13 protein-coding genes are annotated in these 17,779 nt (G+C 43.7%); 4 read left to right on the top strand and 9 right to left on the bottom strand.

Annotated features, from left to right (window positions below; translation table 11 throughout):
* Positions 1 to 171: 171 nt before the first annotated feature.
* The 3 genes from R7P35_RS05010 to yccS form a co-directional block, all read right to left on the bottom strand.
* The gene (locus R7P35_RS05010) at positions 172 to 474 is read right to left on the bottom strand and encodes a hypothetical protein (protein ID WP_042520711.1); all 303 of its coding nucleotides are present in this window, start codon (positions 472 to 474) and stop codon (positions 172 to 174) included.
* A gap of 80 nt (positions 475 to 554) precedes the next feature.
* The gene (locus tag R7P35_RS05005; RefSeq protein ID WP_005376575.1) at positions 555 to 785 is read right to left on the bottom strand and encodes a hypothetical protein; all 231 of its coding nucleotides are present in this window, start codon (positions 783 to 785) and stop codon (positions 555 to 557) included.
* A gap of 189 nt (positions 786 to 974) precedes the next feature.
* Positions 975 to 3,128 (bottom strand): YccS family putative transporter, encoded by a 2,154-nt coding sequence (yccS, locus tag R7P35_RS05000; protein WP_042520714.1) that lies wholly within the window; start codon positions 3,126 to 3,128, stop codon positions 975 to 977.
* A 324-nt stretch (positions 3,129 to 3,452) separates the two neighbouring features.
* Here yccS and helD point away from each other — a divergent pair, with 324 nt between their 5' ends.
* Positions 3,453 to 5,522, top strand: a complete 2,070-nt coding sequence (gene helD / locus R7P35_RS04995) for a DNA helicase IV (protein ID WP_138940154.1) — start codon at positions 3,453 to 3,455, stop codon at positions 5,520 to 5,522.
* A 77-nt stretch (positions 5,523 to 5,599) separates the two neighbouring features.
* On the opposite strand, the gene R7P35_RS04990 is transcribed toward helD, so the two are convergent.
* On the bottom strand, positions 5,600 to 6,055 hold the full coding sequence (locus R7P35_RS04990; RefSeq protein WP_005376571.1) for a methylglyoxal synthase: 456 nt from the start codon (positions 6,053 to 6,055) through the stop codon (positions 5,600 to 5,602).
* Between the two features lie 64 nt (positions 6,056 to 6,119).
* Positions 6,120 to 7,169: a TMAO reductase system periplasmic protein TorT gene (gene torT, locus R7P35_RS04985; protein WP_258458599.1), complete on the bottom strand. Its 1,050-nt coding sequence runs from the start codon at positions 7,167 to 7,169 to the stop codon at positions 6,120 to 6,122.
* 43 nt (positions 7,170 to 7,212) lie between these two features.
* On the opposite strand from torT, the gene torS reads away from it, so the two are divergent.
* On the top strand, positions 7,213 to 10,176 hold the full coding sequence (gene torS, locus R7P35_RS04980; RefSeq protein ID WP_318091766.1) for a TMAO reductase system sensor histidine kinase/response regulator TorS: 2,964 nt from the start codon (positions 7,213 to 7,215) through the stop codon (positions 10,174 to 10,176).
* A 50-nt stretch (positions 10,177 to 10,226) separates the two neighbouring features.
* Here the strand turns inward: torS and R7P35_RS04975 are convergent, their stop codons facing one another.
* The 3 genes from R7P35_RS04975 to R7P35_RS04965 all read right to left on the bottom strand — a co-directional run bounded on the left by R7P35_RS04975 (position 10,227) and on the right by R7P35_RS04965 (position 13,258).
* Complete coding sequence (locus tag R7P35_RS04975) at positions 10,227 to 10,418, bottom strand: hypothetical protein (RefSeq protein ID WP_005376565.1); 192 nt, start codon at positions 10,416 to 10,418, stop codon at positions 10,227 to 10,229.
* Positions 10,419 to 10,436: 18 nt separating this feature from the next.
* Complete coding sequence (locus R7P35_RS04970) at positions 10,437 to 12,791, bottom strand: fatty acid cis/trans isomerase (RefSeq protein ID WP_042520719.1); 2,355 nt, start codon at positions 12,789 to 12,791, stop codon at positions 10,437 to 10,439.
* A gap of 80 nt (positions 12,792 to 12,871) precedes the next feature.
* Positions 12,872 to 13,258 carry a winged helix-turn-helix domain-containing protein gene (locus tag R7P35_RS04965; RefSeq protein WP_005376561.1) on the bottom strand — a complete coding sequence of 129 codons (387 nt, stop codon included), beginning with the start codon at positions 13,256 to 13,258 and terminating at the stop codon, positions 12,872 to 12,874.
* 306 nt (positions 13,259 to 13,564) lie between these two features.
* Here R7P35_RS04965 and R7P35_RS04960 point away from each other — a divergent pair, with 306 nt between their 5' ends.
* Positions 13,565 to 15,112, top strand: coding sequence for an arylsulfatase (locus tag R7P35_RS04960; protein ID WP_005376560.1), 1,548 nt, complete (start codon positions 13,565 to 13,567; stop codon positions 15,110 to 15,112).
* A 134-nt stretch (positions 15,113 to 15,246) separates the two neighbouring features.
* Here the strand turns inward: R7P35_RS04960 and R7P35_RS04955 are convergent, their stop codons facing one another.
* Complete coding sequence (locus tag R7P35_RS04955; RefSeq protein WP_005376559.1) at positions 15,247 to 16,104, bottom strand: LysR family transcriptional regulator; 858 nt, start codon at positions 16,102 to 16,104, stop codon at positions 15,247 to 15,249.
* A gap of 141 nt (positions 16,105 to 16,245) precedes the next feature.
* Here R7P35_RS04955 and R7P35_RS04950 point away from each other — a divergent pair, with 141 nt between their 5' ends.
* A complete protein-coding gene (locus R7P35_RS04950; RefSeq protein WP_017635363.1) occupies positions 16,246 to 17,772 on the top strand; it encodes an arylsulfatase in 1,527 nt (508 codons plus the stop codon).
* The last annotated feature ends 7 nt before the right edge of the window (positions 17,773 to 17,779 follow it).

Raw genomic sequence — 17,779 nt, 5'->3', positions numbered from 1 at the left:
CACAAAAATGGGCGGCTCTGATAAGCCGCCCATTTTTTTCGGGAAAGCTTGATTTTAAACAGGAGTATTTGAATCGAAATAGAAATAAAGAGCGAAGCAAAGGGGTTATCTTGTTACGACGTTATAGTGATAGTTGGAAATTAAAATAGCGATAATTTGACGTTAAATCGCCTAAACGTGGATGTCTAGCAAGCTGCCAATGATTTCATTGTTTTTCTCTATGACAGACGCGCCAACTCGGTTATAACCAGCGGCTTGTGCGAGGTTGCTGAGAGATTCAACTTTTTGAGAGGGAAGGCTAGGTGTTGAGGCTGTTATTGCGACATCCGCAACCGCAGCTAAATCGATGTTGTGATCAGAAAGCTTTTCTTTTACCTTACTTACATTATTGCTAATGCCATGTGCAGCTTTCTCGGCCATTTGTTGTGACATCTGAACGATGTGGTATCCAGATTGAATTCCCGATACAGGCATATCACTACTCCCAACATTATGATAGTGAGAGCATAGGTGGAGTTTATAAAACGTTCAAGTGTTTTATATCAATGACTTGATTAGGCAAACAGTTTGGCAAGCATTTCTCTTTCTTCACCAGATAGAACCGGTTTTTGCGCTTTATTTAGTTTCACGCTGATCTCACCTTGTAATGACTTTAACTGACTTGCCGTTAAATCACTGAGCTTTTGCTTAAGTTCATTAAATTGTTGTGCGTTCATCTCAATACCTTCGTCGTGATTCGGTTTATCCGTCGTTGCCCGAAATTCTTCATCCTTTGGATACAACATATTTATTCAACCAAAATAGATTAGAATTTGATCGATTGCTTTTTGTCCGAATATTGTCAAGGTGTGTTAAGTGATACGTCAGATCTTTCCTAAGAAGGTACATAATTACCCACTTTGGGGTAGATGGAAACGTAAAAAGAAAAAGGGAAGCGATATAGCGCTTCCCTCTTACATATGGTTTGAATGTTACTAACTTACCCTGACGGCAAACTTACTAGCAAGTGAATGAAGCTCTGGGAGCATGCGATAGATAAGATGAAGTTGCTGCAATACCATGCGGGCAGAGCTGTCGTCTTCATCGCGCCATTCGTTTAAGCGTTGCTCGAGTCCAGCATCATCAATATTAGATAGGTCACACTCCTCACAATGCTGGTGAAGCTGTTTATGAAGTACATCCAGATGCTGATGAATACAACGGTGAGCATCTAAAACGAGTTTATGAATTGACTCATCTTCGATGCGAGTTCTGTGCGCGCCTAATGCAGAAATATAGTTCAACATTGCGTGATTTAACGTTAGGAAGCGAAAACTTTCATCAACAGCTGCGCGATATTTGCCAGGCTCCGCCAGCATCGTACTAATCGCAGAAGAGAGTGAGGCATCATTATTGTGGGCCTGGCGGCGAGCGATACGGTAACTCAAATTGTCTTTCTTGCCGATTCTATACTGACCAATGATCTGATCGAGATACTGCTTGTTCGCCTCTATCGCATCCGACATAACTTTGTGAAGCCTTCTCGACTGCCAGTCGGGCAAAATAACTAATACAGCTCCTACTGCAAGCACACACCCGATGAGGGTATCTGCTAGTCTAGGAAGGACAACTGCGTAACCTTCACCTAGTTGATTAAATAAGAAGAGGACGAGCAGTGTAATAAAACCAGTCGCGTACCCATAGTTGTTCATCCGGAAGGCGAAAAACATCACACCAGAGATAACGATAAATACTAACTGGCTTTCTTGAGAAGGGAAAAAAGTCAGCAATGGTACACCAATCAACAAACCAGCTAATGTACCTATTACTCGCGCCGTCAATTTTTGGCGAGTGGCACTGTAGTTCGGTTGGCATACGAATAAAGTGGTTAAGAGTATCCAGTAACCTCGGTCGATGTTGAATATTTGAATGATTCCATAGCCAATCGTTAAGGCAATTGACATACGTAATGCATGCCGAAACAGCATCGAATCTTTGTGTAAATTTGCTGATATACGCTGCCACATCGCTTTTAGCGTGTGTGGGTTGGTATCGGCGAGGGTATCTTCTTCGAGGCCTTCAACATCTGGGTTGTTAATGTTATTAAGTTGTTTTTCTACCGTCGCTAAGTTATTGAATAAATATGTTAACTGCATCAGCAGACGTTTCCAGTGCCCTTGCTTTTGTTCTTCTAGATAAGCAAGAGAGTTTTGTACTTCAGCTAATGCCAGAATAGATTGATCGGTATGGGAGTATTCATTTCCTAGCTGAATGGCTAGTGCAATATCACGACACGCTTGGGCTTGAGACTCCAAAAGATATTTAAAACGAAACAGCACATCAGAACGTTCAAATTCGGTCGCTAAATCCTGATAGCGATAATGGCTAGAACTGACGCGTTCGTGAATGTCTTGAGCGATGAAATAAATATTTAAAAATCGGTCACTAGGCCCATCAATGTGACCCCGTTTCGATCGGTTAAGTAATGTGGTTTTACAAGCGTTTAGTGCCGTAACCGTGGCAGCATTGCATTTTGCAGCTTCAATCCGCAGCGGTTGTGGCGTCAAGTTGGTCACAGGGTGAAAAAGCTTGGCTTTCGCATCAAGATAATTCGCCATTTGGAAGAACACATTGGCTAAGCTTTGTTGCACCGGTTGAAGAGGCCAAAATATCTGCCAAATCATGGACATGAAGTAATACCAGGCGGCACCAGTCAAAAGCAGTAGTGGCTGAAACCAAATGTTGGTGCTTTCATGTGCGCCAAGCATAGTATAAATAGCGATCAGCAACGAACCAAAAGCAATACTCGCGTACTTAGGACCTATCGCCCCAAGAATGATGAAGCCGAAGGTTGAGATAAATAATCCCAACGCAAACGCCCATGGGGTATCGAACAAGATTTCAATTGAAAAAGCAGCAAGCGCAAAACAGAGAACGGTGAGAATCAGAGCCTTGATGCGTCCAGTGAAACTGTCATCACTTTCAGCCAAAGCAGCAGCAATAACGCCTAATATTAATGGCGTTATCAGCGTGTTTTGCTCGAAGTACCAAGTTGGGATAACCACACCCAGTAAGGTAATGAGGATAAGAACGCTGTAATTTATCGTCTTGTTTGCCCAATATAGCCGAAATTTAGAAGTTGCTTGCACAATGCGCCTTATGTTTCCGATGAAGAACAGGGGGAATACTACCAGACCCACTATAGCGCGTTTATGATTTACTTTAAGAAAAATTCGTGGTTGCTGATAAAATCAGCAGGGATGTCATTGACTTATATTAAAACTGCCAGGTCATGTATTGAGGATTGTAAAGCCAGCTTCAAATAACCTCAGCTTTAGGTTATTAAATCGACAGTAATGTGAATTTTATTAAAGAATAGAAGAAGAAGCTTACTTAGGTGCTCGCCGTTGCTACAATTTAGCGCCTTAAAATGATATAAATCGACAACTTCTAAACTAAAAGGCGCACGTTTCATGCAGCTTACTGCCACTAGCAAAGCACAGTTTTTTATTCAAAATGAGTACCATCACGTCGAAATAAAAGAGAACAGTGTTTTATTAAGCTCGATAGGCAGTGAAGAACATATTCCTTTTACGATCTGGAATGGCAAAGTTAGCGTAAAGCGTGGGTTATTATGGAGCTCTTTACAGTTTTTTGCTCATGAACACGAAGGCAAACAACAAAGCTGGCTAGTCCAAGGTTTACCGTGGCCACAATGCCGAAAGTTCGCGCTTGAGGCCGTTCGTCAATATCAAGAGTGGCACAACACTCAGTGCCGAAAACTGGCTGAGTATCTACCTAAGTGGGAAGAAGAGCTTTACAAACTAAAGCACTTGCCTGCTTACTTATCGCATTCTCAAGTGGTCTCCTGGGTTGAAAGTCTTAACCAAGAGTTAAGCGAGATGAAAACCACCCTAGAAGAAGCCAAAATGCGAATGCCGAATCGTATGTCGCAAATAGAGCCTTGGCTCATTGATACCTCTGAGGCGCTTGGTGAGCGTAATCGCGATTGGCTAGAAGCAGAACGTCCAAATTGGGAAGTGCTGTTTAATCAAATTGAATCCTCTCCTTTGAATTTATCCCAGCAATATGCGGTATTACTCAACGACGACCACAACTTAGTTCTTGCTGGTGCCGGCTCGGGCAAAACCAGCGTTTTAACCGCACGAGTTGCCTATTTGTTGCAAAGCCATCAGGCTCAAGCAGAAGAGCTTCTCATGTTAGCGTTCGGTCGTGATGCGGCGACTGAAATGAAAGAACGCTTAGTAGATAAAGTGGGCATGGCGGCAGACGGTGTGCGCGTCAACACATTCCATCAGTTGGGCTTGTATATTCTTAAACAAGTCGAACAGCAACCTGTCGAAATTAGCCCTTTAGCGTTGGACGAAAATCAACGAACGGCATGGTGTGTAGACTGGTTGAAAAAACATTGGATGACACCCACCAACTTTAAACGTTGGCAAAAACATTTAGACAAATGGCCGATTGCGTACCTAAAAGGGGATGATGAGTTAGGAAGCCATTCAGAAAATCCAAAACTGATCGCTTGGCTAGATTCGCAGCTGTCTCATTTAGCGGCGGTAGGGTTGACCAAAAAGCAAGTACAAGAAAAGCTCGTAAACCACCAAGACTATACGCGTTTAAATAGTGAACTCGCCTTATGCTGGCCATGTTTTACAGCGTGGCAGAAAATGCTTAAAGAAAGCAACCAAGTGGATTTCCCAACCATGATCAGTCGTGCGACAGATTATGTGAATAAAGGAAAGTTTGTCTCGCCATGGCGCTTTATTATGGTCGATGAGTATCAAGATATCTCTCCAGACCGTCTGGCATTGATTGAAGCACTGTGTGAATCCACTCAGAAACAAGCAGGTGCGACGTTATTTGCTGTTGGCGACGATTGGCAAGCTATCTATCAGTTTGCAGGAGCGGATGTCGATCTTATCACTGGTTTTAAAGAACGCTTTGCTCACTCAACCGTTCATCACTTAGATACAACTTATCGTTTCAACAATCAGATTGGTGATGTAGCGAATACATTCGTGCAGCAAAACCCATCGCAGTTGCCGAAAACACTAAACAGCCACATACAACGCAAGCAGAAGAGCGTACATACCGCGCCGAGCAATCAAGTGGAAAAGATCTTGGATCACTTGAATCAACAAGCCAAGCAAACCAAGTCAGTTTTATTGCTAGGACGTAACCATTATCATAAGCCCGATTTGTTCGACGATTGGTTGCGACGTTTCCCTAATCTCGATATTCGCTTTATGACTTGCCATGCGAGTAAAGGACGCGAAGCTGACTTTGTGATTATTCTTTCTGTGGATGAGGGGCAATTCCCCGCTAAGAAGAAGCAAATTCACATTGATGGTGCGTTGACGGAATCCAAAGACAAATTCCCTTACGCAGAAGAGCGCAGGCTATTTTACGTGGCGATTACACGTGCGAAAGAGAAGGTTTGGATCACGCATACTGGCGCGGGATCTGCATTCGTTCAAGAGCTCGTTAATGGTGATTATCCCATCGTGACTTCCCGTTAAATGCAACGTTTAGAATGTTAAAAACAGCAAAGGCGATACTTGGTATCGCCTTTGCTTTATTTGGTTGGCATCAAAGCTTACATGCGCTCAGCAAGATAGGCTTCGTAATCCGGAACTTCGATGTCTACTTCTTGCTCAAGAAGAGGGGAGTTAAACAGGAACTTAGCGGTGGCTCGGTTCGTTGCTACAGGAATATTCCAAACACTAGCAATACGAAGAAGCGCTTTAACATCTGGGTCGTGAGGTACGGCATTCAGTGGATCCCAAAAGAAAACGAGAACGTCGATTTTGCCTTCTGAAATGAGAGCGCCTAGTTGTTGATCACCGCCCATCGGACCACTGATCATGCTCTTGATCGCAAGTCCAGTTTCTTTACTCAGCATGTGTCCTGTCGTGCCAGTTGCGTAAAGGAAGTGACTCTGTAGCTTTTCTTTGTTTTCTTTTACCCAGCGAAGTAGCTCAGGTTTGCAGTTGTCGTGAGCGACCAAAGCCACATGTTTATGGGTTGGCATGGTACGAATGGTTTTTTGCATCAAGATGTTTCCGTTTGTATGATTTTAAAATTGTTGTGACTCAATAGAACACGTTTTTGGTCTTTCAATCAACAGCCTTAACACGGAATGTCGGCCTATATTCTGACGGAGATAACGATTCTTCGATCGTGTCACCATGAAGCGTCTTCGGAGTCAGTGGTTTGATGGTTGGTGAGGCATGTTTGTCATAAGCTTCACCTCTTAAGTAATGCGTTGCTTGCATCACGGAAAGCCGACCTTGCTGCACCATTTTATCTGTTGGTGCGAAGAGCACTTTGTTACGTAACAGGCCTCGATATACACCATGACTTAAGTACACAGAAACTAAACCGATCTCCTCAGCTTTGCCTGCACTGCGCAGCTCACTGATGGCCGCTTCAATCGCCACTGCACTGCCAACAATGTAATCTATATTTCCCATATCGATCACACGTTGAACCAGGTTACGTTGTAACTCCTTGTCGTTGTCTGCCCAAAATGAGTCAACAATGTTGATATCACTTCCTTGTATCGCTTCATAAAATCCGGCAGTAACGGGTTTCGTACCACCACGAGTTCGCGGCCCCAAAAGTAAGGCAATGTTGGTTTTTCCTGACCCTTTTGGATGGCGAGCTGCCAAATATTGACCCGCTTCGTATCCCATCCAATGCCAGTCAACACCGACAGTCCCTTTTAGCAACTCACTTTGTTCTTCATCCAAGTCGAGTTGGTTCACAGTAGCAAAAACGGGAGTATTCCCTACCCAATTTTTAAGTGAATGCTCGTAAGCCTGTGGGTCCACGGTCCCAAGGATAACCGCATCTGCTCCCCATTGGTTACACAGTGCGAGTTGTTGTTCTTGACGGGTTTTGTTTGGGTAGCCGCCCGCTTCAAGGACTCGTAGCTCGACACCTTCTCTTTTCGCTTCGGACACCATTCCATAGTTTACTGACAACCAGTATGAATCCTTTAGGTGAGGGTATATTGCACATATTTTCTCTGCGGCAACCGCTGGCAAAGAAGCAACGAGGGTTAAAGTGGCTGCAGAATGTTTGAAAAATGTGCGAAATGCGTGTTGATTTTTAACCATGAAATGAAGTTCGTTGGCATAGATTAAGTAAACACTGCAAAATATAACGTAATATGTCGCTGAACACGAACATTAAGGTCATGAAAATATGCTGCTAGCAACTGCAAGCATCGGTCGTAAACTTTTGTTGTCTTTCATTGCGATGGCAATACTGGTCATGTTATCGGCACTTATTGGTGTGTCTGGATTTTCTTTGGTTGCCAAAACCGAAAGAAATGTCGTGGATTCTGCGATTCCCGCCATGATTGAGGCGAGGCAAGTATCTGAGTTGAGTACTCGTATTATTTCGTCTGTACAAATGTTGTCGAACGCAAGAAACGAGCAGGAAAGAAAGGAGTCAGGGCGAGTGCTGTTCGAACAGCTCGAGTCTTTACTCACTCACATCAAGGAGCTCGGGAGTGAGTCGTTCGATTCTCAATTGTTAGAAGCTTTAGAGAATAACGTCCAGAACGTTATCGACAATTTGGCAGAACTCGGTGTTTCGGTTGAAAAAAAGCTGTGGCTTGCAAAAGAGATAGATACTCGTGTTGAAGAAATGCGTCTGCTCAGTGAAGAGCTAGAACAACTAACTCGTACGCAAGTTCAGAATACAAGCACCATTGCTGTTGCTAACGTCACGCATATTTATGACTTATTAGAATCGAATAAAAAATCGCAAGTTTATCAGGCGCTAGATGCACTGGTGGAGGTCGATCTTGATCTGACTGAGCGATTGCATGAACTGCACTTGTTGGCCTTTAAAATGTTGAATCAGATTGAAGAGGCTCGGACATTAACGAATATTGAGCGAATTCAACAGGTTCAAAGTGATTTCGATAGCAACCTCAAAATCATGCAACGCCGTGTACTCGCTGTGGAAGATCCTACGCGCTCTAAGCAAATGAGCCAACTGCTCATAGAGCTTGGTAAGCGTCAGGTCGTATTTTCTATACTGATGCAGCAATACGAGAATAACGAACAGTCACAACAGCTGATGCAAAAGACATTAGAGTTGTTCTCAGAGCTTAATGGCACGGTCAACAAATTGGTTGATGATTCAAACAAAACCACTACCGTCGCTGTAGACCAATTGACCAGCACATTGAAATTCGCTCAGTGGTCTCTAACCGTTATTTCAATTGTTGGTTTGATTGTATTGGTGCTGATTTTATGGCGTGTGGTGTACCTTTCTGTTGTGAAGCGGTTAGCGGAATATTCCGCTGCGTTGCTGTCTGTGGCGCAGGGTAACTTAGCGGTTGAGTTGGAAGTGAAAGGCAAAGATGAGTTGGCGCATATGGGGCAGGCCATCATCACGGCTCGTAATACCGCGCAAGCACTAAAAGTGGTAGCAGAGGGTGAAGCTCAAGCCAAGCGAGAGCTTGAGGAGCATAAAGAGCATTTAGAAGAGCTCGTTGAGCAGCGCACTTCGCAGTTAAAACAAGCAAACCGCCGTTTGAATGAAGAGGTTTTGAATCACGCTAAAGCTCGCAAGCAAGCAGAGCAAGCGAGCCGAGCAAAATCGGCATTCTTGGCGACGATGAGCCATGAGATAAGAACGCCAATGAACGGAGTGTTGGGGACAGCACGCTTGTTGATTGACTCAGGCCTCAACCCAATTCAAAAGCGTTATGCGGAAATCATTAATCGTAGTGGTAAAACGTTGCTCGCGATCCTTAATGATGTACTGGATTACTCCAAGATTGAAGCGGGGCATTTAGAAATTCGTCACATGGGCTTTGATTTACACCAAATGGTGGAGGACACTTTCCAGTTAATGAACAGTCGAGCACAAGAGAAGAAGCTGCTGTTCTCCTACCATATTGAAAGTGATGTTAGTCGCTACTGGAAAGGGGATGTCACCAGAATCAGTCAGGTGCTGAACAATCTTGTTGGTAACGCGATTAAGTTCACTGACGAAGGAGAAATTGATATCTACGTTAGCCTGAACCCTGAGGACGAGTCGCAAGTCCTGTTTGAAGTATCAGACACTGGAATAGGAATTGCCAAAAAATACCAGAGAACGTTGTTTGATGCCTTCACGCAAGCTGAAGGTGGGATGAGCCAAACTGGAGGTACGGGGCTTGGACTTGCCATCAGTAAGCGAATCATTGAAGCGATGGGCGGTGTTTTAGAAATCGATTCCGAAGAGGGAAATGGTAGCCGATTCTGGTTCTCTATTCCGTTAGAGGAAAGCGAACCTGTTGAAACAGGAACCGTGGCAACCGCACGTTGCAAAGTGAAAGCAAAGGTCTTGCTGGTAGAAGATAATGAAGTCAACCGAGTGGTCGCGGAAGGTTTTCTAGAAAGCATGGGGCATCAAGTCGTGATGGCGGAAAACGGCTCACAAGCAGAGCAACTGATCAGCACACAGGATTTTGATATCGCTTTAGTCGACATCAACCTCCCTGATTGTGATGGAACTGAGTTGATCCAACGCTTAAAGCGGATTGAGTGTGATAAGCCGGCCAATAAAGCGCTTGCCGTCACGCCAATGATTGCAGTGTCTGCGCACGTTTTTGCGGAAGAAGTTGAGCGCTATCTAGCCGCTGGTTTTGACGGATACTTGCCTAAGCCATTGGCAAAAGAGGCACTCGCGGCATTGATTCAGGATGTGCTAGACGGAAAGCCGTTGTTGTTGCCACAAAATGCCGACTGTACCCCGTTTGATCAAATTTCGCCTCAAGAACAAGAGCTACAATCAAAGGTCGTTCAAGCGCCCCAAAAAAAGGAACCCGATGTGGTTATCATTAATCCGAGCGTGATTGAGTCCGATATGAAAATCTTGGGCAGAGATAAGATGTTGCACATTATTAATCTGTTTAGATCCACCAGCACTGATGTATTAAGCAAACTGCAAGCGTCTGCTGAGGACAATGATAGTAAAGAAGTAAAGAACCTTGCCCATAAATTAAAGGGCAGCGCGGGAAGTTTAGGACTAACTGCATTAATGAACGCTTGCCAAGCAATTGAAGCCGCGGCTCAACCTTTAGATACCTATAATGCGACTAAAGATGATTTAGTTTCTCAAGTGTCTGCATCAATTCAAGCTCTGGATGAGTTAATGGCGAAGTAATCCATCGAGCATTGAAAATAAAAAAACCTCCGGCTTTCCGGAGGTTTTTTCTATTCGGTCATGTCATCTTCCCACTCGAATCGAGTGTCTAGGGCATAAGGGTCATCATCAAAAGGATGTTCCACTTTGCCACGCAAGTATTCGAGTTGATGCTCAAGCATATTGACCGTTTCGTAGTCTCCCTCAGAACAAGCAACGTAAATCTGTTGTTCAAGAGCGGCAATGTTATCTCGGATACCCATGAGAACCCCCTTAAATCATCATCGATTCTCAAAACGATTATAGTCAAGTAATCCAAATTCGATCGGTTGTTTTGTACGGTACCAATTGTGTAAACGATCGCTAAATGACCAGAATTTTTCTGAGCTTCTACGAATCGCAAAATTATCCAATAACTTAACGTAATCGGACTCGTTTTGGATGGCACTAAATTGATCGACAAAATCTTTTACTTGGTTTTCGTTGATCGAGAAAAATGCCGCAGGATAGCTTCCCACAACGCCGCGTACAATGGTCATGTCATCGTTAGCAAAGTCACGGTTACTTTCTTCATCAAACAAGCTAGAGATGTTTGTGTGTGCATTGTTGTGAAGTAAGGTGAACAGTTCATCTTCCCCTGATTGACTTCTCACCATAAGCATAGTGATTTGCGGAACGGTTTTCAGGCCTTCACCACGAACGTGGTCAATGCGTTTTAGTTGTTTTTCATTACTCGCAGAAAGAGCCGTATCTTGAATTTCGTAGCGAGGCAGAAGCACACCTGAGACATGTTCTCTCAACAACTCCACCAACTCCGTTTTTGGATCGTCACTCTTATACTGAACGCTGGTTGGTTGGTTAAACGGCTTCACATTTCGTTGTAAAAAGTCACTCAACTGCGGGCTTTGATCTTTATACCAGCTAGATTGAAGTTCATGGCGCATATCGGCGGGTAACAAAGAGATAAAGTTACTTTCGCCTTCTAGACGCAAGAAGTCCATAAACATTCGTGTCATGAGCTGATGGCCGAAGTTACCGTAAACGTCAAACCCAGCAACAAGCAAATAGTGGATACGCTCTAGTAGCGCGTAGTCAAGAATCCACACTGTTTTAGGCTGCTCACCAACTAACCCTTGAACAACAGAAGCACTATCAAAATGGCGGAATATCGTTAATGCCGCATTATGGTTGGTGCCATTACCATCCCAAATTACATCGGTGGATAGGTTTTCACCTTCTTTAAACCAGTTATTAGTGAACTCAGATTTAGCCTCTAGGTAGCGAGCTTGTTGACGCGCGTACTTGACCCAGTTGGTAACAGGTAGCGTGTTACTTTCTTGCTCTGCCGGTAGTTTTAGATTATCAGCCTGAGATCGGTAAAACTCATTTACTTCTGGGATGTCTGCTTTATCTGGATCAAGGAAAAACACCCAAAAGCGATCATTGATAACATTCAATGCCAGTTGGCCACGACAAACTGGGCCTTTGATGTATGCCATTATTGTATTTTGTGCATTATCTAGCATGAACTTAAAGCGCGACTTCACTGGAAGGTCGATGAATGATGTCATCGGGTTTGCAGCAACTTCTGGTTCATAACTCGGTAGCTGACTAACCATGTAATCAGCATCAATAAACCAAGTTTTCCAGTTCTCTATGCGTTGCTTGTTTAACGCGAATGGCATGTGAGTTTTATCTACTATGGTCCCTTGCTCTGGAATAATTCGATAAAACACACGTTCAACCCCTGGATCATCGTACGGGCGACGCGTTGAAATACGTTTGACGGGCTGTCCTGGTGGTGTAGCAGAGCGGACGAGCGTGAAGAATCGGGGATCTTCATCGAGTTCCGAAAAGTAGAGATGAGATAAAAATAAATGCTCATATATATACCTAGCCATCAGCTGATTTTTCAAATCAGAGTGGTTAAGTAATGCTTCGTACTTATCTATTTGCGCTTGCTCTTTCTCACTAACAGGTCGGTGAACGTTCATTATTGCGCCGTTTTCCAACCAAGTCATGAGTGTGTGGTATTCACTGTTTGATAGGTTTGGCATACCAAAAGGCATTCCCCAGGTCGGGTTATCCTTTTCGTATTGCTCGTATTCTTCAATCGTCGGACAGGTTTGCTCTCGGTCTATCGAAAAGTCAAAGCCTTCTAACTGGACTTGGTCAGGCAATGGGTGGCGCTCTTTTTGTTGTAGCAAACGTGCGATAAGGCCTGCATCAATGTTGGCTGCCATGCTTTGATCACGTTCGTTGAGAACCGGATGAAAACCCGCATCGCGCCACTCTTGGGTTGTTTCTGCATCTTCGAATAAGCGTGTTGGTGCTGCGGCTGTGAGTCTTGTTCCTTCATATACCAGTGCTTTACTCGCACCACGGTCAATGCCCTCAACAGAAGAGAGCTTAAGTTGACATGGTGCATCGTAGCACGCGTGGCAGACGACACAGCGGTTATCCATAATGGGTTTAACTTCGCTTTGGAAGAAGTTTGCTTGAGGGGTTTCCACGTCAACTGTGCGTTCACGCACGAGCTGTGGACCAAACAGTTGGTCATAGTTAAGACCAGCATAGGTTGCACAGCCGGCAAACAAAGTAGCAATGCAAAGTGTAAAAATTAAGCGCAAATTCATTGAGTTATTTTACGTGATTAGAATTTGCATTAATTAAAGCAAAATAAGCGGTCAATTACCAAAAGTTGGGTCAATTAGCGTTAATTTTTCTGTTGATTGTCTGAGCGCTTGAAAATGTAACCCTGGCGGTGGACTGTCTGAATTCTGTCTGTTGGAACGCCTTCGTGAACTAGACGCTTTCTCATTCTGCTCATGTGCATATCGAGTGCTCGATCATGTTCAGTAAATTCACGTTTTAGTACTGTTTCGTAAAGAAAATGCTTACTAAGTACTTGATCTTGATGGTGAGTGAGAGTTTGCAGCAGCTTAAATTGAATGCTTGTTAACTGAACAGATTTCTTGTTTGGCAAGTAATTGAGTACCACAGAGTGAGTGCGCTTATCTAGTAATAGCTCTTCATCATTATGGTGAACGCCGTTGTGTTGGCATTGGGAAGTTTTTCCATTTGAAACCTTGGAGTCAAGCACACGGATACCTTAATTATTAATAGTAGTAAAACGTATTATCATTAATATTTATGTAAAAGCAATCAGGTACTTTATGAGCACTGTGATATGCGTAGACAATCTTAATACTTGAGATTAACAGTAGTGATGAATGGTGCGATGGCGCTCTGAACTAAAGTGCTATTGGAGTGCGTATTAGCTACAAATAACGGTGTAATGTTAGGCAAAGATAGAAAGAATTCTCATTTAGTAAATTCGCTTATCCGCTATTTGTGAACTATACATTCTGTTGCAGGAAGCACTTTTCTAATACACACAGAGGTTTATATGACAGCGAAATATGGCGTTAAACGCCGATTAGCGATTCTTGCCGCCGCTTTAATCGGTGCGACAAGTAGCAGTATCGCAGCAGAGAAACCAAATATTCTCGTCATTTGGGGTGATGATATTGGCCAGTCCAATCTCAGTGCTTACACGTTTGGCTTGATGGGGTACAAAACACCAAATATAGACAGTATCGCCAAAGAAGGCATGATGTTCACTGACTATTACGGTGAGCAATCTTGTACAGCGGGCCGTTCTACTTTCATTACGGGCCAAACCGTTCTTAGAACAGGTTTGAGTAAAGTGGGGCTTCCAGGTGCTGATCTTGGCTTGAAGGAAGAGGACGCAACCATTGCCGAAATGCTGAAGCCGATGGGCTATATGACAGGGCAATTTGGTAAAAACCACTTAGGTGATAAAGATGAGCACCTTCCTACTAATCACGGCTTCGATGAATTTTTTGGCAACCTTTATCACTTGAACGCCGAGGAGGAGCCAGAAAACGTCGATTATCCTAAAGATCCTGAGTTTCGTAAAAAGTTCGGTCCGCGCGGCGTTATCCGTTCGTACGCTGATGGCAAAATTGAAGATACAGGGCCTCTAACTCGCAAGCGCATGGAAACCGTGGATGAAGAGACGTTAGATGCGGCACTCGACTTTATGGATCGTGCCGTCAAGGCTGAAAAACCTTTCTTTGTCTGGTGGAACGCAACTCGTATGCACTTCCGTACTCATGTGAAAGAAGAGAACTCTGGAAAAACAGGTATCAGCGAGTATGCAGATGGTATGGTCGAGCATGATAACCATGTAGGTCAGCTACTGAAAAAAGTGGATGATTTGGGTATTAAAGACAACACAATCGTCTTTTACTCCACCGATAATGGCCCACACATGAACTCGTGGCCAGATGCAGGTACAACGCCATTCCGTGGAGAGAAAAATACCAACTGGGAAGGTGCGTACCGAGTTCCTGCGATGGTACGTTGGCCAGGTAAAATTAAAGCTGGCTCTGTTTCGAATGATATCATGCATCACATGGACTGGATGCCAACGTTTGTTGCTGCCGCGGGTGATGACAATATCAAAGAGAAATTGCTCAAAGGTTATAGTGCGAATGGTAAGAAATTCAAAGTTCACCTAGACGGCTATAACTTCCTACCATATTTGACTGGTAAAGAGGATAAGGCCCCACGAGAAGAAATTTTTTACTTCTCAGATGATGGAGACTTAACTGCACTTCGCTATAACAAATGGAAGCTGGTCTTTATGGAGCAACGAGCAAAAGGCACGTTGCGTATTTGGGCTGAACCATTCACCACACTTCGTGTTCCTAAGATCTTCAACTTGCGTATGGATCCTTACGAAGTGGCTGATATCACTTCTAACACTTACTACGATTGGATGCTAGACCGTGCTTACATGCTTGTTCCTGCGCAAGCTTACGTAGGCAGATTCCTTGAAACGTTTAAAGAGTTCCCACCAAGGCAAAAAGCAGCAAGCTTCTCGCTCGATCAAGTGATGGAGAAACTAAAAGAGAACCCAAATAAGTAGGAAAAGCTAAGTGAAGTATCACATATAGAAAGAGGCTCATTAACGTGAGCCTCTTTTTTATCTGTAAAATTCTATCTATTCAGGTTTGTAGAAAGCTTGATGACGAAAACGCCTAACGCTTCAATTGACAAGAGTTATAAACAAATTGGTTCGTAGTGGGCTGCCGTTAAGTTGGCTTTGATTTTTTCACGTAGAGCGATGTGGGCTGGGTTGTTTACCTCTCGCTTATGGTAAACGAACTTGTAAGGGATAGAGCGTATCGAAATGGGGCAGGGCAAAATTTGAAGTTTGAGCGCTTTGCTCCACTTGTTTGCAAAAGATTGAGAAACGATCCCTAAACTGTCTCTTTGGGCGACATACAGCGCCATGCCCGCTAGCGAAGATGTGATCAAGTCGACTTTTCTTTCTTGAATTGTTTCCTTTGCTAGTTGCTCGAACCCCGACATGTTGTTCCATTTTCCTGAAAATAAACAGTGAGTTTCCTCATAAAATTGCTCTTTTGTGAGCGTGCCGTGTACACGGGGATGGTTCTCACGACAGATAACCACGGCTTCTTCCTCATAGGCATCTTCAATAATAAACGCTGCATCTTTCGTGATCACCGTATCGATTACTAGATCGACTTTTTGTTGTCTTAACAGCTCAAATAATAGGAATTTTTCGGGTGGTGATTCATAAAAAATAGTGTTCTTTATCGGGTCCATAATGTGCAACAAAATTTCCGAACAACACACTTCAAAATGATTTCTATCAGATATCGCATTGTCAATAATACTAACCGCTTGCTGGAATTGCGGCAGTAATTGATAAGCGGTGGAGGTTAGTGCGATACCTCGTCCTTTTTTAACGAATAATTGCTTATCTACGACTTGCTCTAAACGCTTTATTGCAGCGCTCACAGCAGGTTGTGTAAGCCCTAATTGTTCCGCGGCTTTTGTATAAGATTGAAACTCCGCAACAACAAGAAAAGTTTGGATCAAATTCAAGTCCATAACGTCACTCATAAATTTAATTTATAGGTTAACTAATTTTGACTGCATTTATCGCCTGAAATTAGTGCTTTATCTTATATCAACAATGGTATTGAAAAGCGAATACCGTTTTTTACGCACTAGCGAACTCTTGGAGATAATATGAAAAATGCGACCAAAACGAGCAGTAAAAAACTCGTACTTAACGCATGTACGTTAGCTTTGGGCGCTGCATCTGCAGTTGCACATGCAGCGGACAAACCCAACATTCTTGTCATCTTTGGTGATGATGTTGGTTACTGGAACCTTAGTACCTATAACCAAGGCATGATGGCGTACAACACGCCAAACATCGATAGCATTGCTAAAGAAGGTGCGAAGTTCACTAACTTCTACGCACAGCAAAGCTCGACAGCAGGCCGTTCTGCATTCATCACTGGTCAAATGCCAAAACGTACAGGTCTATCAAAAGTGGGCTTACCAGGCGCTCCGGAAGGTATCTCGGAAAAAGATCCGACGATTGCAACCGTGCTTAAACAAATGGGTTACGCAACCGGACAATTTGGTAAGAACCATTTAGGTGACCGAGACGAGCATCTTCCTACCAACCACGGTTTTGATGAATTCTTCGGCAACCTATACCACTTGAACGCAGAAGAAGAGCCAGAGAACGTGGATTACCCTAAAGATCCGGAGTTCAAGAAGAAATTTGGCCCTCGTGGCGTTATCCATTCTTACGCTGACGGCAAAATCGAAGATACCGGTCCACTAACGCGTAAGCGTATGGAAAATGTTGATGGTGAGTTTCTTGATGCCGCAGAGAGCTTCATAGAAAAGCAAGTAAAAGCGGACAAGCCGTTCTTTACTTGGTTTAACACCACTCGCATGCACAACTTCACACATGTTCCTGAAGAATACCAAGGTAAAACAGGTGCCGGTTTCTACGCGGATGGTGTTAAGCAGCACGATGACCAAATCGGTCAGCTACTTAACAAGATCAAAGAGTTAGGTGTGGATGACAATACAATCATTGTTTACACCACTGACAACGGCCCTATGGTTGATTTGTGGCCGGATGCAGGGATGACACCGTTCCGCTCAGAGAAAAACACTGGCTGGGAAGGGAGTTTCCGTGTGCCAATGTTGATTAAATGGCCTGGAAAAATTGAGGCAGGTAAAACATTCAACGGCATGATGTCATTAGAGGACTTTTTCCCGACACTAGTTGCTGCGGCAGGTGATACCAAAGTTAAAGACGAACTGCTAAAAGGCAAAAAAGTTGGCGATATGGACTACAAAGTTCACCTAGACGGTTACAACCAACTGCCATATTTAACGGGTAAGTCAGACAAATCCGCACGAAATGAGTTCGTTTACTGGAGCGACGACGGCGATCTTGTGGCATTGCGCCAAGGAAAGTACAAGTTCCACTTTATGATTCAAGAGAATGAAACGGGTATGGATGTATGGCGTAAGCCGTTCACTAAACTTCGTGTGCCACTGATCTTTGACTTGAGCATTGATCCATTTGAACGAGGCGATCAAGGCATGGGTTATTCTCGTTGGATGTACGAGCGTTCATTCTTAATGATGCCAGCAATGGATACAGTGAAAGAGGTGATGGGTACATTCAAAGAATTCCCGCCTCGTATGGAAGCAGGTTCGTTCGTACCTAAGTCTTCTAAGTAAATTAAGA

It is taken from the genome of Vibrio sp. Vb0304 (assembly GCF_033338995.1).
Taxonomy (GTDB): domain Bacteria; phylum Pseudomonadota; class Gammaproteobacteria; order Enterobacterales; family Vibrionaceae; genus Vibrio; species Vibrio alginolyticus.
This window is presented reverse-complemented; position numbering and strand designations above follow the sequence as displayed.